The sequence below is a fragment of the Pseudomonas sp. B424 genome, assembly GCF_055408345.1.
Genome location: NZ_JBUZTL010000025.1, coordinates 1 through 21636 on the forward strand (window position 1 = coordinate 1; position 21636 = coordinate 21636).

Here is a 21636-nt window from a genome sequence, read left to right on the forward strand (position 1 = left end):
CGAAGTCATGGGAGAGGTGATGCAGGAAGCCTTGGCTATGCGGCATGATGCTCCGGCTTCAATTCAATAACCGTGTTGCACTCAGCTCCTGCAACCGCCATCCCTCGCAGAACGCGACTTACAATTCTGTTTGTCATTTCGATGTTAGTGTTCTTGGTCGTTGTCCCAGCCCCCGCTGTGCTCGGGTATGTGATGGTCAGTTCATATCTGATGTTCTTCGCGGGATTCCAAGGTTTCCTTGTTTTAATTGAGATCAAGGCTGATCGGGTCATCAAAGGCTCATTACTCATCAGCTACGGATTGGCTTTCCAGTTCATCTACATGCCAATGGTCTTTTATCCGGATGGCAACATGAATGACCTCGCGCCACTGTTGAAGCGAAACCTTGACCTGTTTGGACAGTTGATCGCTATTGCTTGTGCTGGCGCGGGCGCCAGCATTATTTCGATACATGCCGACAAAACCTCGAAGGACAAAGAGCCTCAACCATCAGGCCCAATCGTCATCGATAACACGCGACACATGAATGACCTGATCACAGCCGTCACAAGGACGGGCAAAGAGATTCAGGCGCTTAACAAACTGGTTATGTCGTTGGTCGGCGTTATTGCCGTCATGGCCATCCTGTTGGTAGTCGTGGCTATTGCCGTTTTCGCACACGCCTGACCACACCAAACACCACCAGGTCATTCCACATGACCGCATTGCTAAGTAATGGACTCGCGCATGAGCAAACGTGTAACAGAGATAGTGAAGGAGACTCCTGCCGACCCTAATCACCAGGTCGTTACCCTTCTCACCAACGGCGGCGATAAGATGGTGCACCGGAAGCAGCCGTGTCCCGACTGCCCATGGAGAAAGGACGCGGTGGGCGAGTTCCCATCTGAGGCCTTCCGCATCTCTGCTCACACGGCCTACGACATGGCGCAAGAGACCTTCGCCTGTCATTCAGCTGGAAAGAAACGTCCAGCGACATGCGCGGGCTTTCTACTTCGCGGCGCCGACCACAACCTGTCAGTGCGAATGGCTTACGTCACAGGCCGTCTTACTGAAGATTTCCACGATGGTGGCCATGCGTTATTCGAGAGCTACCGTGAGATGGCCATCGCCAATGGCGTAGAGCAGGATGATCCAATAATCGCACCATGCCGATAGCTCGCGGCAATCAGATAAGTAATGGTTGATCGGGTATCCCTACCAAGTAAACCGCGAATTTTTAACAGTGAACACGCTGTGTCACGAAACAATTCTGGAGAATAAGATGGTTTCCAAAGAGGCCCAAAATGGCTTTATTAAAAAGGCCGAGCGCGCAGCGGAGTGGATGTACTGGCTTGCCTTGGCGATAGTTTTGAATTTTACATTCCAGCTCAGCGCTTACTTGTTTCCTGAAGCAGTAACTGCCGTATTTGGCAAGTGGGCCACTGAGTTTTGGTCCCTAAACCTTGGCATATGTGTCGTATTTCTTGTGGTCGGCTGGGGTATAACGGCGGTCCAGACATACCACCTCAGGAGAGCCTTAGGTCTCCCACGCTGACCCTGGAGATTTTATGGAATCAAACAAAGATTCGTCTGAGTTCACTGACGGAGAGAGAGCAATCTTAAAGCTCCTCGGTCGCAGGCCTATTGAGCTTTACTGGGGGCGGAATGGCTGGGTACCTCAGGGCCTTCCGAAATCTGCTAAGCGCAAAGACTTCGATGCACTTCTAGGACGCCAACAGGAGGTTGTCCGAATCGAAGCGGCCAGAATGATTTTAGTCTGCAACACATAGTTCGAACGGATGAAACTTTAAGGGGAAGGCCATGGCCCTCCCCTTTTTTGTTCAATCCAAGAATCAATGTCCTATGACTATTGGGGCGCCAGCTGGACATAAAAACGACTGAGCCTTGCTGCACGCTCATGCTCGGATTGCAGCACTCGAAGGCGCTTATAAAACTGGTTGAGGTTGACCAGATTCTCGTCGACAACTTCAGACACCGGCCTTCCGCCAACGAGGTGATCGCGTAGTGCCAGGATCAGCTCCTTTGAGCGAATCGAGGTACCCGCTAAAAGCAGATCGAACTGCTCAGGGTCAACGCGGCCAGGCACAAGTTTCCCTACTGCAAATTGCATGCGTGCTCCAGGTAGTAACGCGGGGATATTCAAACCAGCTCTCAGGCGCTGCAAGTCGCGCACAAGCCGCCATTAGCTGAAACGCTGCCTCTGGGCGGCGGTGACATTCATCGCCGCTGGCGCCCCGCACAGCCCCCTTAGTGAGGCTGCCAAGCGGGCGTGACCTGTTCAAAGAACGAGACGCACATCATACCAAACGATGAGCTGCCCGCTGAGCAGTTGAACCACATGCTGGCGCCAACGTTCAGAACTTAGAAGACTTCAACGCTCTCGTGCTGCTCAGCCTGACTTAGCGCCCCATCGAACACCATCAGTTCAGGATCGTGCGGTTTCTTGTCCGTACCCATGCAGGAAAGCCGCATGCCAGGCTTACCCCATGCATTCCCCTTGCATGACTTCACAGTACAGCTGTACTTGCTCTTGCTCGGGTTCTTGGCGACTGACTTAGGCTCAATCCCCATCTGCGCCAGATCTGCAGTATTTGCAGCGGCGAACACCTTCATTCGCGGCGCATCATCACCTCCCAGAGGCTCAGGGTCGGCAACCGGCTTAAAATGATTCACCGGCTTGGAGTCGCTGGGCAGAACATCATCACTCTCAGCACTTACAAGTGAACTGCCTTCACTAGACTCACGATCCAACTCCATCAGCTGATCTAAAGGGTTGGCCAGAGAACGATCCAGTTCCTGTGCTGGCGCAGGACCACTGCCTGCGTGCTCGTAACTAAGCGCAGTGGGTACATCACCCGCTTCTTGGTCCAACTGGGGCGGAAAGCGGTCAACCCAAGAGAGCTTAAAATCATTGTCCACGAGCATGGCGCTAGACACATCGAACAGCCCACCTTCGATGATGTAGGTCTGCACGCTATCGCCAGTACGCTTGCCACCCGGCTTTCCGGTATCTGTTGGCATCAGGCCAATAGCCTCGCACATGTCGGCCCATTCACGATTGCGATAGCGGCGGCGCGGTGGCTTCCCTTCCGTGTTGAGTAATTGGTCGAGGCTGACCATTTCACGTACCAGGACACTTAGGGTTTCAGGAATCGAACGAATGGCAAAGTAAGTTGGGTTCAGAGCAATCTCATGACAGAACTCACCTTTGCTGTCCTCGCCCAGATTCACAAACTGATTGGCAGAGAAGTATCCGTAGGTGTCGTGCTGGCGCGGAAGAGTAATCAAGCAGCGAGGAAGACGGCCCCCGAATAGCTCGGTATTGAAGTGCTCAAAAGCACGCTGAATCTCATCGTAGGTTTCGGTTGTAGGATTCAAGTCGCCCCCTATCCGTTAATGGCCGCTCCGATTTGCATTAGCGGGCCGTTGGCCTGTGGGGCGCGGAGTATACGCAAATGAGAACGCCCACAGTGAAGTGAGGCGATTTTGCAATGTTTAATATCTCTGTACCATGCAATTCTCATATTATTTTTGACCTCTCATCACCATCTAGGATTTCGAAATGCGAACAACGTCAGAACGGTTTTCAAGACTGGTTGCTTGGCGACTGGCCGAATCCCTCTGCTCAAAGTGGAGATTCATAGCAAACGCTGGTGCCTTCGCCATGTTCATCTGGGTGGCTATAAGCGTTGTGCTGGCGCTGACGAGCGGGGAGTCCGACGACCACATGAGCGGTGTCAGCACAATGTGCTTGGCAGTTAGCACTTACTTTTCTGGTGTGGTCGCGAAAATGATGGGGGTGGTGGCCAATGCTCGCCAGCTGCAGGTCAGCAATAAGGCGGTGACCGGCGCCAGTGCCTCGTTAACTGATTTGTGTTTTGCGCTGGCGCTAGCTGTCGTGGGCTCGATGACCGCGCCAACCATTTTGAGTTTGCTCGGTAGCACTGAGGCTGGAATCGCATGCTCTGTATTGCTGGGTGCCAGCGCCGTGTGTGTTTTGGCAACCCTACCCACCGCTTACCGGCTCTCAGCTCATAACCCACAGGTGTAACGCAAATACGCTACTTGCAGGTCGCTAGTAACCTGTCTCCCAACCCCCTCCAGCAATCGAGCTAAGCATGGCCAAGAGAAACACCGCCTTAAATGACTTAATACACATCGCCAGCATGCTTCCGTGGTGGATCTGTCTTGCTTGTGCAGTAGCATCAGGTCTTTACCTTCATACAATCGCCATTGAGCCTGTTGTCGTAAACCCTTCAAGCTTTGACTTTACGCCAGCAATATTGAAGGGTGTCGCCTCGGTTGCACAGTATGTTGCCCCGATGATCTTCGTCTTCGCTGCCATCCTTTCAATCGCCAAACGATTCAAGCGCAGCCGTCTTTTGAACTCAGCTAACAATTCCACCACACAATCCTTAGCTGGCTATTCATGGAAAGACTTCGAGCTTCTGGTTGGTGAGTCTCTACGACGCCAAGGCTTTGCTATTCAGGAAGCTGGCGGCGGTGGACCGGACGGAGGAGTAGATTTGATTGCAAGGAAGGACGCTGAGCGGTTCCTTGTGCAATGCAAGCATTGGCGCTCAATGCAAGTCGGGGTTTCAGTCGTTCGTGAGTTATACGGGGTCATGGCGGCAGAAGGTGCCGCTGGCGGGTTCGTTGTAACCAGTGGCAAATTTACTAAACCTGCAAGGGAGTTTGCCAAAGGTAGGAATCTACATCTGGTGGACGGCCAGACTCTTGCTGAATGGATCGCAGCAACTAAACGCTCTCCTGCAATGCCAGATAAGGCCAGGGTCGAGCCTGCTGTGAATCTCCATGTTGATAGAGCTGTACCTAGAAACCATGAGCCAGAACCACAACAATCAAACGAACCCAACTGCCCGCTTTGTAGGAAGTCCATGGTGAGCAGGACCGCCAAATCTGGTGCCAATGTTGGACGTAGCTTTTGGGGGTGTATGGACTTCCCTAAATGCCGTGGAGTGCGCCACATTCCATAGCGTGAAGGAAAGCTCAGCGAGCCCAGGACTATGGGCTCAAACCATTACGCGATTAACTCTGCTCTACACACCTTTCTGCTCTACTTTCGACTTCAACGCTCGATGAATCATCGAGCGAATCCACGTGTACCCGCCCATGGCTCGAACCTTCTCCCACTGAGCATCCGTGGTGCGGATAGTCACATTGACACTGGGGGTCTCCATCCCGTTTTCAATATGGCTCTTCTTCGCCAGATCAATTCGCGCCCGTACCCATGCGGCGCCACCCAGATCACGTAAAGCCTCCACCTCGAACGGGGTCAACCTGATACTTCTGTTTCGCTGCAGCGCACTCTTCACGACACGGGTATTTCCACGAACGGAAAAGCTCACCAGGTGCTGGCGTAGAATTTCCTCTGCTCGTTCGGAGGATTGCTCAAGCGTCCACACGGTGTCTCCATCATCCATACGTATAACGGAGCCATAGTCGTAGGACTTAAGGGCTTTGCGAATGTGATCGTAACCATCATCGACTTGGGCTCCCAAAACGATTTGGTTGATGCCACATCGAACCATCATCCCATCACCAATGCCCAGGATCTCACTCGCCATAGCGGTGGACTTAGCAGCAACTGCTCGGGTATGCCCATCACGACTCAGGGCAAACCCTTTGCACTTTGACAACAACGCGTCACGGGACCATCGATCAAGCTGCGTACGGCACAGGACGCAGCTCACACTGTCGAGGGGAAGTGATACTGGTAGGCACGGGATTTCCTCGGGTGCGCCGCATAGCAATTGCCCTGCAGCGCGTGAAAACACGCCCAGCGTGAAGTCATCCAGCATCCGGGCATGGATCTTTGGAGGTTTGCCGTTCTCTCTGGCATTGCGCGCTACAGGCGCAGCGCTGATAGGGGCCAGAAAACCGGAGGCGTAGTTGTATTGAGTCAAAATGGCACCTCTATGCCGCCAAATGATTTTGTACTGATTCCGCGCAGGATACGCGCCTGCCAATGCACTGCGCAATAAACGATATATGCAGTGCGTTTAACCTTGTTATGCGCAACATGAATAGCTAAAATCAAAGCAATTATAGGTACATTGGATTCGACACAATGCCAATCAAAGTGGTGTGCATAACAAAGAACGGCGACGAGGAACACCACCGCGTCATTCTTGAGAAGGCGACCTCTCCAGCTAGCTTGATCGCGGTCGCTGATCGATTCCTACCGCTTTGCCGAGAGCATGGCATTGCAAATGGAGAAAACTTTGTAGCGCTCCAATGCTTGATTGATGACAGGCTGGTTGAGGTTCGCCAGTTAATCGAGAACGTATCGACTGCATTTTTTCTACTGCGTCATCGCATGTTCGCGGACTGTGGCTTTGTCCTCTACAAACGCGAGAGTGAAGTACAGATATTCATAAAACAAATTTTAGAGGGGGCCCCAATAGCGCACCTTCCTCCGCCGAGATGGACAGGCATGATCCGCAAGGCAGCTTCAGTGAAGGCAGATAAAGGCAGCGATTCTGTTGAGTCAGGTGATGCAGCAATTCTGGCTGCCCTCAATAAGCAAACCCGAATGGAGGCCAGGGCCCTTGAGCTACCAGCAGCCCCAGCGGTTCCAGAAACACCCGCCCCTACCCACAAACCAAGACGTAAGATGGCCGCTTCCAACTTCGGCGTACTTGGCCAGATAGCAAAACCTGTTTGAGTTGCTGGCGCTGCTCACCAATCATGAAAAAGCCCGCACTTGAGCGGGCTTTTTCTTGAGCGCAATGTAATGCTTTTTCAAGGTCTGAAAACTGTAGGCAGCCTCACGTGTCCTTCGCTTGCCTTTCCGACTCTGACTCCGCGCCATCATCAAGATCCTCACCAGACACCACGACCTGAGGATAGTCTTGACCCCGCTTGGGGATCACCCGCTCGATGATCTGTGCCGCAACCTGATCACCACACATTTCGACCATTTTTGACCGGCTTACCCTGGCACCCATGCGTATCTGAAGAAAGCTGGCAGTTTTGCTCAGCAACTGAATGTTGGTGAAGTCAGTGCTTCGGACTATCTCGATTGCATTGGTGGGTGTTTCAGTGATGCCACTCTGGGTCCAGCGCCTGAACGTCGAGCGACCGTAAAGACGCACGGTCAGCCCTTTCCATCCAGGTGTACACAACACAGGCACCCCGCTCCCTTTCTCGATCATCGTCAGTTTTAGCCATTCGACAGCAAACAGCGGAAAGCGCACTCCCAATCGTTTTGCGTTAGCACCGTGCTGCAGCACATCGAGGTCATCCGTTTGAGTCATTGACTTTGCCTTGCATCGATAGAGAGCGCTCGATCATTGACGAGCGGATTTGACTAGAGCCGACTGAATGCCCACTCAGCTAATTGTTATCGTAACGTAATACGATACCTAACTTTCCATTTTCCGGGCACTGTACGAATAAACAGGTCGGACAAATAAAGGGACTGCGGTATTCTCGTGCGGTCTTGTACCACAGTGGTCACTGGAACGTACCACACGTGGTCAACACAACAGAGGGCATAAGCCCCACTCAAAGAATTGATTTATGCGCTTTTAGCGGAGCGCCAGGGTTCCATGGTGGAACTCTCAACATGATGACCAAGAGGTCTCATGCAATGGACCAGCCGTTGGATTTGGCTATAGGGGGGATTTAGGGGAAAAAAAAACCGGCAATACAATCAGGACCTCAAAGACGCTTGCAGGCGGGTTTAGGTGGTCGAGATGCAAAGCCGGATTATGCGAGTTCTACAAGGTTTTTAGCGAAACCCTGTGGCACTCATAATCCGCTATCGTGGAACTTTGGTCAATACCAAGTTCCACGATATTTGTCATTTCCCTCCAGATTTGTCCCTCCTCCCTTTTTGAATCACTGGTTGTGCTGCTTGGCGCACAAAACCCCCGTGAATCATGACAACCCTTACTCGAAACCAACCTCAACAAAGTGTTCTGGCCTTCAAGCAGATGCTCAAAAACCGCATCGGTCAGTTCGCGGTTGATCCATCGATCCTTAGTGAGCTGGCACATCTGCGTTCTGTAAGGCGTTCCAAGTGGGATGCTGACCTCGACTATTACGGCAACCGCAAGCATGCAGCTGTCTATCGTGAAATGAGGGCGGCAAAGGAAGCTGGCAAACCAGTTCCACGGTGGAATTCTCCTGCTGCAGACACCAGTAGCTACCCTTTATCAGCACGCATAAAGATCGAGCGCGAGTCCTACGGGAATCACATGATGCACGCTCAACTGCGCCGCAGCATCGCATTGGTCTTGTCATACCTCGTGGATAAAGTTGACCTAGTCAGCGGCGTTTGCGTTTCAGTAAAGAAAAAGCGTTACCGCGAACTCTATATCCGCGAAATCGCTTCTGGTACGGGCCTTGGCAAGCGAACTGTACAGCGAGCCCTGTCCAATCTGTCTCGGCACCGTTTGATAAACCGTGGTGTTGCCCTGATCGCTATAACGCCAGCCTTCTATAAAGCGCTAGGCGTCTATTCTTCAGCTAGGGCGATGGCCTCTTCACTGCGCGCTCTGATTCAAACAAGCGGCTACCGTGGGGTAAAGGTTAATCCTGAGACCATAGTTCCGCACAAGAGCTTTCATCGGTTTAGTGCCAGGTCATCTGCCAGACCTTCCCTTCGAAAGCTTTTGGCAAGCACTGCACTGGCAATGACTGCTGCAATGATGTCCGATATGCCGAAATCAAAAGTTCCACAGTGGAACAATCAGGCAGACCAGGACCCACCGCGTCAAACAGGCCCTCCTCCTCAAGTGGATTCGTCAACACCTCCTGCACGCGGGAAGGTTGGAGCCGAAGCCCTTAAGAAACTCAAAGCATCCCTATCCAAATAAACCTCGGTTCTTGACCAGGTACCTCATCGCCTTCAGTTTCATTTTTCACGACCAATTCATTGTTGCAACCGATCTCCAACGATCCGGATGCCCCCCATTGTCTCTAGCGCCCCCTTTCTTGTATCGAACTCTTTATCAACGAGTTCAATAACAGACCCCTGCTGACGTAATGGCTCATTTCCATCTCTTCTTCAACTCAAATCAGGCACCTGCTAAGGGGTATAACAGGCACTCTATAAAAGCGTAGCTTCAAAACAATAGGAGTGACCTTTGATGGTCTGCCTGCAGCAATTCAACTAATCAGGTACCAGGGCGTGATAGTTCCATGGTGGAACTTTACTTGTGCCTACAAGCATGAGCGCATAGCTGAACTATTAGGTGGGGACCCACAACCCGATCTACCGCTGGGTCATCACTGGAGGCTGAAAACCGCGTTAACGCAGAGGCTTTTGTGACAACGATTTGTAGCTTTTTGAGAGTCAACTCGGTGGCTTTTTTGAGCGCTTACACTGGAGCCATAAAACTACGTAGCGAATCACTATACGTAGCTATAGTTTCTACCCTCCCCAAACGGTCCGCTCACAAGCATGCCAAAACAACCAGAATCAGCTGAGCTTCTGATCAAAATATCTCCTTGGCATACCGAACCAACGAGGGCTGATTTTTTAACAATCAGAGTCGTTCAACAGTTCCACTGTGGAACTTTTAACGAAAAGCCTCGAAATTATGGTTTTTAAACGAATCGCACCATCTCACGCTACGTGAAATCTGAGACTGTTGCTTCAGCTCACCCCTGTACATTTCACGGTGCAGCGATGTCAAAAAACACGCTTTTCAGGCTTGTTAGCTCTTAAATGGGCGGGTGAAATTCCACGGTGGAATTTCACTTCATGAAGAAGCCAGCGGAATTTGTCATTCTTGGCCTGAGTTGAGTCGTCACAATTGGCAAACCCTCCCCTGCTCCATGGCCACTCTCTTCAGCGTTTTTAACCAGGTTCCACGCTGGAACGTTTAAAAGAGTAATCGACACATCACGATTGCCCCTCACAGGTCAGGCAGCACAGAGCGTGTTGACTTGGTAGAACCAAGAACGGCGAATCAAAACCGACAAGGGATAAATGGCTTTCATGATGCTGGCGCTGGTGAGTGACTCATCGCGGTCACGATACGAGTTCCATGATGGAACTTACTAGACGGGTGTGATGCATGACCTATTGCGCTTGGAATTTATCAGCTTGGTCATAGTTCCACGGTGGAACCCGTTGGATGTGGCAGCTATACCTCGGACTCGACTGCACGGTCATCCATGCACTCTGCTCCTCGAACCGACCCCTAGATCCCTCAAGCTTTATAAAGCCATGCATCAACCATATTGAGCCTCTGATCAACGCTATCAGCATTGAGTGGATGGCCATTTGATCACAGCTTGTTTGCCAGGTGCAGGATGACGGACCACCCGTTGTGACCCATATGGATTCTCATCTATACAAAAGCAGATGGTGGGAACCTTATGGTTTTTTAGAGGAGCAACGTGAGTTCCACTGTGGAACTTCAATCAGTAATGCCAAACGCTCAAGAGTTTCTTGCGCTATCAGTTGAGGCTGTAGAACCCATCGCCAAATCACACGCGAAATATCCCATTCCTAAAGCCGTCCTGAACAACTTCACAAGTAGGTAGACATTGCATAAAGACCTACAGGGAGTTCCACGGTGGAACGTAATCGGCTCTGAAATATCGATGCTTTCACGAGAGTCAAACCCTCTCGCCCTCATGTGCGACGCGTAGCTACGGGTTGAACTAAATCGAATGACCGTCGAGTGCTTCACCAATAGTTCCACGCTGGAACTCCAGAAAAGCGGATAGCATGGGCGGCAACATCTTTTTGATGACGATCAAGGAGTGTTGGCTGGTAGGTGTGTAGCCACTCTGATTGTTTGCGCTACCGATACTCGACACCAGCTTTGACTCAGATAGTTCCACGCTGGAACTCTGGCCAGTAGGAAACCGTTTCATTGAAAACCCGTTAGGCTTGCTCAAAAGCCCGGTCACTTTCAAAGGGTGCTGGCTGACCAATATCGACGCCTGACAATGAAGAGTTCCACGATGGAACAACTGCATAGCTGACAAATAACATCTTGGGCTAGACGCACTAGCGGCTGAAGTAGGGCGGCTCTGCTTAGGATGGGCTTGGTGCTTGAGGCTGAGTGTTTAGTAGTAGCCATGAGTCATTCGCAAAAGCGCCGCACTACCAAAAGTTCCACTGTGGAACATTTGATGGGGCAAGTGATGGTAGGTCGGTGCCAGCAACTTGTTACGAAAATTCGGATCATCATAAGCTTTCAAAACACAAGCGGGCAGTTGGTGATCTGCCAGGCAGTTCCACCATGGAACTTTGAACGGTCACCTTCAGGAACCGTGATGTCGTTGCAGGGAACAGGACATTTTCGACAGTACCTAATCTCACGCTGCAGGCCCAGCCCTCAAAAGTTCCACGATGGAACTCACCAAACTTGAGCAGGGAGATGAGTTCCCTCGCAATAGTTCCACAGTGGAACAATGCACGTGAGTGAGCCCCAATTCGATCAATTATGTGGGGAAGCGATTAGAACCATACCATTCGTACGATTGACAGATACGATATAACCTTACACTTTAAAGGCTATATAAAAAGAGCAACAAGGCTCAATCCCCACCCATCAAGAAGCCAATCAATCAATCATGCAAGCGGCGTGTGTCCTTCCACTTTACGTGCATGGCAGATGAGGCTCGGCTTCACAGTTGACACCAATAATCGCCTTAGCGTGACCACATAGAATCGTTTTTCGGTACCGCTGTAGAGCGTTCACGCGAAGCCTGTGGCGCCACACCACGCGAGCACTGACGAGGCGGGCGCTCGTTACCAGTATTCGCAAAGCAACGTGCGTTGCCCCCATCGTCAATCGCTAAACACTTACGGATACGAACGACCGGCTATCAAACTGAGCTGACTAGCCTCCCAATGCCCTGCGCTGACTGAGACCAGAGCTGGCGCTTTTCAAGGGGATCACACACAGCATGAAGTGTTGAATCCATGGGCGCCGTCATTATGAAGCGTCAACGCTCAAACTACTGCGCCATCATCTATGACAGCGGCAACAAGAAGCTCCTGCGTATACCAGACATGACTTGTCAATTACGAGCTTACAACTCAGCGCCAACGCCACACAGCGCAGCCCAGGGTTCACGCTGTAAGAAGCCCCAGTGTTAACACTTAAAGCGGTTAGGGCGCCAACGCCTACAACGCAGCGTCATGAGTATCAAGCGGAGTAGGGCGGTGCCAGGAAGATGGCTATGACTGACCCTGCAGGACAGAAATTCAGATCTGGTTCGCCACGGCACTAACCAAGTTTCAATCGGCTGATCAGGACCAGAGAGCGGATGCAGCATCATTGAGCAGCTACCAACCCTATTACGCATGAGTTCCATCGTGGAACTACTGACAAGCTTCAGCAGCGACCGACAAGTAGACACGGACAATGGCGAAGGCTGGTCCGGGCTTTGTCACCAGGACATCCAGTTGTTGAACAATCCCGACCAATAGCAAGAGCCCGCCGCTGCCACAACTGGCGCAATGTTCACCCAACTTGAAGGACTTGAACTGTTGTTGGCGCCAGTAAGCAATGGCACGTAGCAGACAGGATTTGCACCAGAAACTAGTGGCAACAACGCCTTTCAATACACAGACGTCATGTCATTGCTGAGCCCGCAGATCCAACAGTTGGCATTGATGTCTAACACCGCCTAGGTCCCGAGAGGCTATATACGATAAGGACGGTTTCAGTTCCTGCGAACCAAAGTGCAGGTCAATTCCTCTTGAGTTTAAGAGGAGGATTCCACCGTGGCACTCCCCCCCCGGAAAGAAAGCTCTATGGCCGGAGCATCAAGACACGACAGTACTTAGGATTTGGCAGCAGAAACCGAGAGCGCAATTCTGCACCCAAAGCGAGCAATGGCGGACGAGCACGACACCTCATAGCCACAATCAAAACTAAAGACGATAAGTTCCATCGTGGAACTCACATACCATGCGCAAGAAACCAGTCACAGAGACCAGATTTTTTATACCCGTCCAGGGCTCAGGATTTTTAGCAGAAATCACGGACGCAATACCGCACCCTCAGTCAGAGATGGCGGCCAAGCACCGACCCTCAATACCACTATCAAAACGAAAGACGAAAAGTTCCATCGTGGAACTCAAGTAGAAGAGCGAAGAATTGCCACGCATAACATTGCAATCAATAGCTGAGAATGCGCCCACTGGCCTTACTCAAATTGAGTTGGCCCAATCAGCAGCCTGACCTTCAGCGCACTGAGCCATGGGCATCCGCCAAACGCTTCAGCCACAATGTATGGAACGACGAAATGTTCCACCGTGGAACTATCAATACTGCGCACCACTGACAGGCCACCAGCACCAGGGCGAGATGCTTCACAGTCAACCCAAAGCTGAGATAGCGATAACACTCACGGGCTGTACGTAGCGGGAACGCTATGGAGCTTTGAAAGTGGGAACGCTGTAAAGCTGCTCTACGTTAACGCTTTAAAGCGTTTTAGCGTTGACGCGATTAGGTGCAGGAATCCTTAAAAACACAGGATATAGACCAACTCAGACAAGAGCTGTCTGTATGTGGGAATTGAAAGGTGGTGGTACGAACTATAGGGATTTGAAGGGTTGCTGAGCCGCAGTATCTGGGTCTGGATCGTACGATCCATTTTAAGAGGTATTGCTGGAGCACCGATTAAATTGCCGAACGGCTACGGTGCCAAATGATTATGCGATAAGACAACCAGAAATGGAAGAGGGCGCATTGGCCCTCAACCCTACACACCAGAAGCCATGAGCCTGAGCCCCTACAGGCCCAGCCAGAAGCTTGATATGCCATCCGCATCCTCACGGTTGCGATTCTTGCTCTCGGTGTCTAGAAGCGACTGTGAGAGGTCGTCACGATTAGTGAACTTACCTCTCAATGGATTAGCTGTCTGGTCCCACATCGCTATGGCGTCCGACTCACCAGGCCATGGTTTTGGAAGGGTATAGCGGTGCTCTCGCTCAAGATGTTCCTTGCGCGGGCCGTAATAGCTTTGGTTCGTAATCATCGAATGCCCAAGCACAGCAGCTATGTCATATCTGCTGAAGGTGCCACTACGCCGAGCTTCCTCAGCAAAGGCATGACGCGCCGTATAGAAGCAGAGCGAGTTCCCTTCAAACACACCGGGGCTGCTGGTAGTTGCGGCAAGCATCTTCAATTTGGGCTTGTTCGATGGAGCCATCTCAGCACCAAGATGTTCGATAGTACCACCGTGGAACTTTAGGATTCTGGCCCAAGATCGCTGCAGCGTCTTGCGGCGTCGGTCGTAGAAATTGCCAAACTCTTTCGCATCCTCGTGCTGGTACACGATTTCGAGAAACATCTTCAGAGCACGCAGCTGGTTATCAGGCCAATCCTCTAGCACAAGGTATCTCTTGTCCTTAAGAGGATTGTCTTCACGCCGACCTGACTGCTTAAGCGTGGTCACTTCCAAGACACGTCGAATAGTCTGCTGCGTGTCCGGGTCGTAATGCTCTTCGAGATAACGAGCATAGGGCCATTCGTGTGGTCGCAGTCCAGTCCATAGCGTGCACATGAACCACATAGCGGTTTCCATGCTCGCGATTCGATTACGCGATGGATTGTTCTCCTCATCTTTCGTACGAGCTGGAGGCATCAAGTCAGCCTTCAGAAGCTCCAGTACGTTCTCGCTGACGAATGAGAGATAACGCTGGTTTTTCTTAGCCGACGACACGAACAGCTTTGAATCGTCTACCCCATTAAGAAGTACGTTCTCAGGACTTATTGAAGCCGCCTCCTTCAATCGTTGACGCCTGCTTGGTGGTATCCAGGCACGAAGCTCTTGGGTTGACGTATGACCAACAGATTCAAGATGGCTAGCAACCCATTTGCGATAACACAGCGCAGTTTTTTCACCCAATCCTTTGTCGGTAACGCGTAGGTCAAGCCAGCGCGTGAACTTTGCAACGTCAACACTCGCATCAGGGTGATCAGCAGGGCCAGGAAGGGTGGGCGCCGAGGAGGTGGCTGAGTCAGCGCTGTTGTTTGGTGATGACGCAGAGATGTTTGAGTTATCGCTTCTGAATGAGTTGAGGATGCCGATTGCTCGTAGCTGGATTTCACTGCTGATAGTCATGGTTTGCGCCCAAATGGGTGTTAACGATCCAACACAAATGTGATGACGGAGGATTCGCTTCTGCTGGCATTCATAGGGATGGCCGGTCGTTTCGCTGCTTTTCGGTGTACCACCAAAAAACATCAAAACGTAATAGATTCGGGACATTTTTCAAGACCGTCCGGACCCCGGTACAGACAACAATCCTACCCTAGGTACAGAAAACGTCCACCCCTAGGTACAGAAAACGTCCGATGCTAGGTACAGAACTGAATCAGGTCAGTTATTAAGAGGCTGAATTCGAATAGAGGTGCTGCCTATGATCATGTCGAAGACATGGGAAGGGGGTTACATGAGCAGGCCTTGCTAGGGCTCAGTTAGGTCTTAAAGAGCCAGGAGAGAGAGAGAGTTTTAGTGGCGCGGTTTAAGAATTATCACGGGGGTTATTTGTCGATGTCTGTTGCTTTAGAGGGGGTTTGGTCATGGTGATGGGGGAGGGGCAGAAGTAGCGGGCCGATCCGAAGCCATTAAGGTGGCACAACCATGCCTCTTTGAAAGCCGCACAAATGATCCTCTATTTCAGTGGCACAGAAATGACCACTTAATGGCTTTGAAATAGCCATTTAATGGCTTTCCAATGGCTCTTCCATTTCGGTGGCACAGAAATGACCACTTAATGGCTATGAAATAGCCACTTAATGGCTTCCCACTGGCTCTTCCGTTTCAGTGGCACAGAAATGACCACTTAATGGCTTAGAAATGACCACTTAATGGCTTTTAAATGGCCACTGAACGGCTTTTAAATAACTTTTTTAAGCTACGGCTAATTCAAGGTTCGGCAACCAGCCACGGTGGATCATGAGTAATAGAGCATTGTAGCTAGCGAAAATTGCCATTTATGTGGCACAAAAATGGCCATCATGTGGTACGTAAATAGAAAACGTGTGGTACATTACTAAGCATCAAGTGGTACAGAACATCCACCTCCTTCCCCTGAGATCAAGAGTTGGAGGTGTGATAAAGTCCCGAGTAACAATGTTTAGTATTCTTATACGGGGTAAATGATGGTCGATTTTCCGGTAGCTGAAATGCCCGCATCGCAAATCGAGGCTCCTGCTGAGTTGAGATTGATTGGCGAATTGAAGGGGCGAGACAAGAAAGAGCTTTCCAATGATGAGGGCGGAAAGCTTCGGACCGATGCCTTGCGTCAAGAAGGTCTTCGCGTGGGTGCGCAAACAGCCTTGGCCTATCGGTACGGGATGATCATGGATTATCTCGAAGCTGTTGAGCCAAAACTCAATGTGGCCTTCAACTTTGCGCAGTTCGTTAGAGACGGGCACCTGCTCATACCTGCGATTACTGAGGTTCGAGATCAGTACACAAAGGAAAACGGCTTGGTGCACCGAGTCAAAGCCGGTTACACCGTTCAGGAAGAGGCCCAGGTGGTCTCCTCGGTCCCTACATGGAGGGACTACGTGTATCAGCGATACGAAAAACCTGAGTTACCCCATGAGGCTCTTTTCCCACGCGATGACTTCGAAACAAGTGAGTGGAAGCGTTCCTTACTAGAAGGATGGAATGCGGGCATCTATCAAGCCGATGAGATGTTCAAGGATCGCGTGAATCAGCTTACGAAGGCTGTGGAAGGGCGCCACCAATACGTGACCCTGGAATCGCGAGCGATGTTTTCACCAGCTGATCTGAAAGTGGTGAACTCACAAGTGACTTTCCAAGGCCGGACCATGAACGTAGGTGAGCAAATTATAGGTATAGGCCAGCTGGGCAACTTCACAAATAGCCAAACGTGGGCACCTATATGGACGCGTTAATGAAGAGCAATGCTCAACCAGCTGAGCAACGTGAAGGTGTGGTTGCTTCTCTGGTCCTCAACAAAATCCTTGAGGCCCCGACCATTGAGGTGCCAATTCGGCTCAACCTTGATTTCTTGGACGCGCTTCTTTTGCACTGCGTCGTTAACAAAGTGTCCGATTTGATTCTGGTGAATGGCGACATGATCGTCATGAAAGCAGGTGGAACGCTTTACCGTTTCGGTGAGCGTAAGTTCTATCTGCAAGAAATGCAGGAACTATTGGGCGGTCTGGTGAATGACCCAAACGCAGCCCTTGAGATCTCGCGGGCCGAACCTAGAGACTTCAATTACATCGTGAGTAAGGGCGTTAAGAAGCCTATTCGCTTCCGTTGCTGCGCTACAGGTTGTTTGGCCGCTGGTGGGGGCGAAGGTCTGGAGATAATTTTTAGACCTACAGGCAAGGATGTGGTCCCGCTTGAGCAGCTAGGAATCGAGCCGTACATCATTGAAAACTCTCAACCATCGTCTGGGATCGTGATTGTCACGGGTCCAACGGGCTCTGGCAAAACGACTTTGCTCGACTCAATTCTGCGCAGAAATCTCACAGGGTTCCCTGCCAAACGGGTCATAACGTTTTACGCGCCAATTGAAAATGATCTAAACGACATCCCAGGTATTACAGGTCAAGTGATTCAGTCGGAAATTGGGCGTCCGGGTCATGGTGCTCACATCAAGCAATGGGACTTAGCTGTGAGAAATATGCTCCGTCGCCATCCCGACCAGGTCGTATTTGGCGAGGCACGTGACAGAGAGACAATTGATGGTGCAGTTATGGCCTCGATGTCAGCACACACGACCTACACGACCTCACACACCAGCAGTACCCACATGACTATCCCAAGGATGGTTGATGCGTTTCCAGCAAACGAACGCATACGGGTCACCAACGCATTGATCGATAACACCAGGCTAATCGTTCATCAGCGGCTGTTAAGAAACAAGAATGGTCATGGGCTTGTTGCTATTCGTTCGGCTCTGGCGTTCACACAAGACATCCGAAACGAATTGCTGAAGAGCAACATCGATAAAGTCCCGCTGCTTGTTAAAGAGGCTACGGAACGTGAGGGGCTGAGCTTGCTTGCCTCAGCTGAGGGGCAATTCAAACTCGGCAACATCGATGAGTCGACACTGTATGCCCTTGAGCGAGAGCTGAAATCGGAGTTCATCTGATGCTGCTAACAACACCGAAGGGCGAGGTGGTTAACACCGCATTTGTAAGCAAGCAGTCAAAAATCAGTTTCAAGGTACTGGAAGCTCATACAAGCGTTCTGGTTCCGCTGCTCATTCTTCCAGTTCTGCCCTTTTGGATCACCGTGAAAGTCTGTTTTTGCGTGATCGTAGTGCTGGTTGTTCTTGAGCGTAGAGGCTGGACGGTGATGTACGCACTAAAACGGCTCAGGCATTACTTCGCAGGACCGTTTCGGACAAAAACAACTAATCGAAAAATGGCCAGAATGGCCAAGTATTGAAAATTTAGGTGCTGATAATGACTAAGAAGCCGCAACAAAAAGTAGTGCTCGCAGCTGACGACAATGGCTACGCATCTCACAAAATCGTTTTTTTCGACGAAGAACAGAAGATCATCTGCACAAAAGTCGATACCAGCATCCAGATTGGTGGCTCAACACTTACTAGTGTGGGCGGTGTGAAGGAAGACACCTACGAAGTATTGTCAGAAGAGGGAGACGTCACCAATACCTACACCTGCAGCTCGGCAATCACACAGCCTCTTGACCTTCGCAACTCGAACTACCCATTTGTAGAGGCAAACAGGGTGCTAATGCATCATGCGTTGATCCGCTCCGGCTTGGCAGGTAAGCAGGTTCAAATCGGAGTGACGCTCCCATTCGCCGACTATTTCAATGTCGACGGGCAGATGAACGTTGAAATTCAAGAGCGTTCCCAGGCGAATTTCCTCAAGAACAACGTGGTAGCAGAACACAACAAAGTGAAGGTTAAAATCGTAGGCGCCAGGGTCTTCCCTGAAGGTATGAGCGCATTCTACGACTGGGCACTAGATGAAAGTTGTAACCAAACTGACGCGTTCGAAGATCTGAGTGAAAATGACGGTAGCGTACTGATCGTCGATATTGGTGGATCAACTACTGACATCGTCTGCATTCGAATGGTCGATGGCAATATTATGATCGACCACACTCACTCAGGTACTGCCAAAATCGGCGTGCTTGATGCCAAAGAAGAGATCAACAAGGCCTATCAGAAACGCTTCAGTTCCGGAGGGTATGAGTCCGCACTGTCCCCTCGGGCGCTAGCTCGTATCATGGAGACCGGCACACACAAGGCAGGTGGCCAAGTACATGATCTGAACGCTGATCTGCAGGTGATTTTCCGAGCTGTTACACAACGTGTTGTGTCGTATATGCAATCGAAGGCAGGTCGCATGAACGATTTTGAGGTCATTCACTTCGTTGGTGGCGGTGCAGTGCTTTTCGGAGAATCATTGAGAAATGCTGTACCTGTCTGCAGCATTGGAGATGAGTTTGCAAATGCTCGCGGCGTACTCAAGTACATGACAGGGCAGGAAAAAGTCTGACATCGATTATCACCAGGTAGATATTTAAATGGTTGGACGCAAACCTATCGCATCGGCGCGCCAAATTAAGACTCGCGTACAATTCATGCTCCGTGCCACCGAAAGCGACGTTGCGCTTAACAGTGAAAAGAGTCGGCTAATGGACATGATTGAGTCCATGAAAGAGGCAGGAGTACTGCAAGAGTTCCTGCTTGATGCCCTAAAGTCCAAACTGCGCCAAGACGAAGGACAGTCAGTCGTTGCATCCACGATTGTCGAAGTCGGGCATCAACCCCGCCTAAGATCTGTTGAGTCACAGGCTCCGCACCATTCAGAACCTCACCGGGCTCCCGTTGTGGCCAAGGTGGAAATCCCTGAATCAAGCGAGCCTGAGGTTGTTTTGGAAACCATGGATAGGGTACAGGCTGTTCGGACTCAGGAAGCACCTAGCGCAATCATCGGGAACGTAATTCGAGAGATTGAAGCGGATGGAAAAGGTGTAGATTCGAGTGACAAAGCTCCATCACCAGCGCAGGTGCACAGTAGGCCACGAGGCAATTTGCTGAGCGCAATGGGGTAGTTGGATAATAGAAATTGAAGCAGGGGCCCTAGGGCCCCTTTTTTTATGCAGACTAAGAGGAGCTTTGCTCGATTGAGGCGGGTAGGGCACTACTCAAGCGAACGATTGAAGTGCTCTCCGTACACCATGACGATGAAGTTCAGGGTGGCACCACTATTGAAATCGACAGTCCAGTCCAAAGCCTGGACGGAGCATTCTATCTTCCGCAACTTGACCCTAATCTCCTCAGAGTATTTCAAGCTTAATAGTATCGGCTTGTCTACACGAGCGGTCACAGCGGCGATTGAAGCCTTCTGAGCTTCATGCGAGACACAAGATCTGTTGTCAAAAGCGAATGAAATCAACGAGCGTACCCAAAGAGCGTTATTGGGTGAATGCGGCCGGTTTTTAGGATGTTCACGCGTTAGATGTTGAGAGAGGGCATAGGCTCCACTTGTAACGACCTGTAGTAGCTCAGGGCGTAGTTTAAAAGTGGTGGCCGTGACGTGGTTGCCTTCGAGCCGAGGTCGTCCTGCCATATGAATCCCGAGGTTGCGTAGTATTGAATGGGGCGCATCCTACCATTGAAGACGCAGGCATTCTAATAAAAAAATATGGTATTTATTTATTGACACAGAGGGGTTTTGGCAGCAGTATAGGATCAGGCCAATTTAGACCATGCTTAGGGATGACAAATGAATACCAAAACGGATTACTTGAACGGAAAGGCTACAGGCTTCAGCGCTTGTAATGAAATCCTCGACCAAGCTGCTCAGTCTGTGCGCAGCAATCCCCAGGCTCCTGTGGCGCTGCCATGGATGGGTGGTCCACTAGGCGTGGAGTCAAAGATTCTTCTTTGCCTAGCGCAACGCTACGGTGCTATGGGCGTTGCTTCGAAAGGTGAAGGGGCTCAGCGCAAGTACAAGTTCTACTACAGCCGCGAATCGACTGGGAGTTGGTTCAGCGAAGTCTGGCCCCTTTGGAAAGTTTCAGCTTGGTTCGTTGCTTTGGTGTTCTTTGCGATTGCATTCATGCAGATGAAAGTGGGCGCAGGGTGCCTGGTAGTCGGGCTACTTTCTTTGTTGGTCTTTGGCCCACGAGCAGTGGGGGCTCTTCGTAACGCAGTGATCGCTGGAAAGCTCTCTGGCTACAGCTATGCGCGTGAGAGTTATCCAATGCTTGTTGCTGGTTCAGTGATTGGCGTGGTGCTGATTGAGTGGGCCTATGTCCTCCCATGGAATACAGGCAAGGCCGTAGACTTAGTAGAAGGTGTTGCGGGTCTGCTGCTGATGCGGGACGGCTTGTTGGACTTCCTATACCGCTTGGCTAAGATAGCTTTCACTATCGGTGTGCTCGCAGTTGCCTCGGTTCTTGCGTTTCAGGTGGCAGGTGTAACCATGATGCGGAAATGGTTGGAGGTTGCATATCGTGATGGTTTTGTCTTTGCACAACCAGAATCAGGTACTTGGTTCAACAAGCTGATGGTGACGGGGTCAAATCCACTTGCAGGTCTTTTTATGTTCGCATTCGTCATCCTGGCAGTGGGTAGCATGGCAGTACCGTTGATGAAGTGAGGTTGACCATCCCTTTGCTACAGGCCAAAAAAACCAGCTCATTGAGCTG

The 21636-nt window shown here is 50.9% G+C and carries 16 protein-coding genes; 11 read left to right on the forward strand and 5 right to left on the reverse strand.

All coding sequences use genetic code 11. The annotated features are described in order from the left end of the window. Window positions 1-192: 192 nt before the first annotated feature. Together ACZRMS_RS21830 and ACZRMS_RS21835 are read left to right on the forward strand one after the other, a co-directional pair. A complete protein-coding gene (locus ACZRMS_RS21830) occupies window positions 193-666 on the forward strand; it encodes a hypothetical protein (RefSeq protein WP_463997038.1) in 474 nt (157 codons plus the stop codon). 60 nt (window positions 667-726) lie between these two features. Then, window positions 727-1155: a DUF6283 family protein gene (locus ACZRMS_RS21835; protein WP_169873004.1), complete on the forward strand. Its 429-nt coding sequence runs from the start codon at window positions 727-729 to the stop codon at window positions 1153-1155. A gap of 691 nt (window positions 1156-1846) precedes the next feature. Here the strand turns inward: ACZRMS_RS21835 and ACZRMS_RS21840 are convergent. Continuing rightward, complete coding sequence (locus ACZRMS_RS21840) at window positions 1847-2110, reverse strand: PapB/FocB family fimbrial expression transcriptional regulator (protein ID WP_463997039.1); 264 nt, start codon at window positions 2108-2110, stop codon at window positions 1847-1849. 251 nt (window positions 2111-2361) lie between these two features. Then, complete coding sequence (locus ACZRMS_RS21845) at window positions 2362-3378, reverse strand: hypothetical protein (protein ID WP_326427812.1); 1017 nt, start codon at window positions 3376-3378, stop codon at window positions 2362-2364. A gap of 286 nt (window positions 3379-3664) precedes the next feature. Between ACZRMS_RS21845 and ACZRMS_RS21850 the strand changes: the two genes are divergently transcribed. After that, window positions 3665-4051 (forward strand): hypothetical protein, encoded by a 387-nt coding sequence (locus ACZRMS_RS21850; RefSeq protein ID WP_463997040.1) that lies wholly within the window; start codon window positions 3665-3667, stop codon window positions 4049-4051. A gap of 67 nt (window positions 4052-4118) precedes the next feature. Next, entirely contained in the window at window positions 4119-4997 is an 879-nt protein-coding gene (locus ACZRMS_RS21855) for a restriction endonuclease (protein WP_463997041.1), read from the forward strand. Between the two features lie 63 nt (window positions 4998-5060). Here the strand turns inward: ACZRMS_RS21855 and ACZRMS_RS21860 are convergent, their stop codons facing one another. Then, on the reverse strand, window positions 5061-5927 hold the full coding sequence (locus ACZRMS_RS21860) for a hypothetical protein (protein WP_463997042.1): 867 nt from the start codon (window positions 5925-5927) through the stop codon (window positions 5061-5063). Between the two features lie 164 nt (window positions 5928-6091). Here ACZRMS_RS21860 and ACZRMS_RS21865 point away from each other — a divergent pair, with 164 nt between their 5' ends. Beyond that, on the forward strand, window positions 6092-6688 hold the full coding sequence (locus ACZRMS_RS21865) for a hypothetical protein (protein WP_463997043.1): 597 nt from the start codon (window positions 6092-6094) through the stop codon (window positions 6686-6688). Between the two features lie 103 nt (window positions 6689-6791). On the opposite strand, the gene ACZRMS_RS21870 is transcribed toward ACZRMS_RS21865, so the two are convergent. Continuing rightward, complete coding sequence (locus tag ACZRMS_RS21870; protein ID WP_463997044.1) at window positions 6792-7280, reverse strand: hypothetical protein; 489 nt, start codon at window positions 7278-7280, stop codon at window positions 6792-6794. A gap of 627 nt (window positions 7281-7907) precedes the next feature. On the opposite strand from ACZRMS_RS21870, the gene ACZRMS_RS21875 reads away from it, so the two are divergent. Then, entirely contained in the window at window positions 7908-8846 is a 939-nt protein-coding gene (locus ACZRMS_RS21875; RefSeq protein ID WP_463997045.1) for a hypothetical protein, read from the forward strand. Between the two features lie 4891 nt (window positions 8847-13737). Here ACZRMS_RS21875 and ACZRMS_RS21880 read toward each other — a convergent pair. Then, a complete protein-coding gene (locus ACZRMS_RS21880; RefSeq protein WP_463997046.1) occupies window positions 13738-15219 on the reverse strand; it encodes a hypothetical protein in 1482 nt (493 codons plus the stop codon). Window positions 15220-16112: 893 nt separating this feature from the next. Here ACZRMS_RS21880 and ACZRMS_RS21885 point away from each other — a divergent pair. From ACZRMS_RS21885 to ACZRMS_RS21905, 5 genes are all read left to right on the forward strand, one after another. Beyond that, window positions 16113-16880, forward strand: coding sequence for a type IV secretory system conjugative DNA transfer family protein (locus tag ACZRMS_RS21885; RefSeq protein ID WP_463997047.1), 768 nt, complete (start codon window positions 16113-16115; stop codon window positions 16878-16880). Next, entirely contained in the window at window positions 16880-18091 is a 1212-nt protein-coding gene (locus ACZRMS_RS21890) for an ATPase, T2SS/T4P/T4SS family (protein ID WP_169873015.1), read from the forward strand. Before ACZRMS_RS21885 ends, ACZRMS_RS21890 begins: the two co-directional genes overlap by 1 nt. Continuing rightward, window positions 18091-18390 (forward strand): IcmT/TraK family protein, encoded by a 300-nt coding sequence (icmT, locus tag ACZRMS_RS21895; RefSeq protein ID WP_169873016.1) that lies wholly within the window; start codon window positions 18091-18093, stop codon window positions 18388-18390. Before ACZRMS_RS21890 ends, icmT begins: the two co-directional genes overlap by 1 nt. Window positions 18391-18407: 17 nt before the next feature. Further along, window positions 18408-19475 (forward strand): plasmid segregation protein ParM domain-containing protein, encoded by a 1068-nt coding sequence (gene parM / locus ACZRMS_RS21900; protein WP_463997048.1) that lies wholly within the window; start codon window positions 18408-18410, stop codon window positions 19473-19475. A 1233-nt stretch (window positions 19476-20708) separates the two neighbouring features. Next, window positions 20709-21587, forward strand: a complete 879-nt coding sequence (locus tag ACZRMS_RS21905; RefSeq protein WP_463997049.1) for a hypothetical protein — start codon at window positions 20709-20711, stop codon at window positions 21585-21587. Window positions 21588-21636 lie beyond the last annotated feature (49 nt).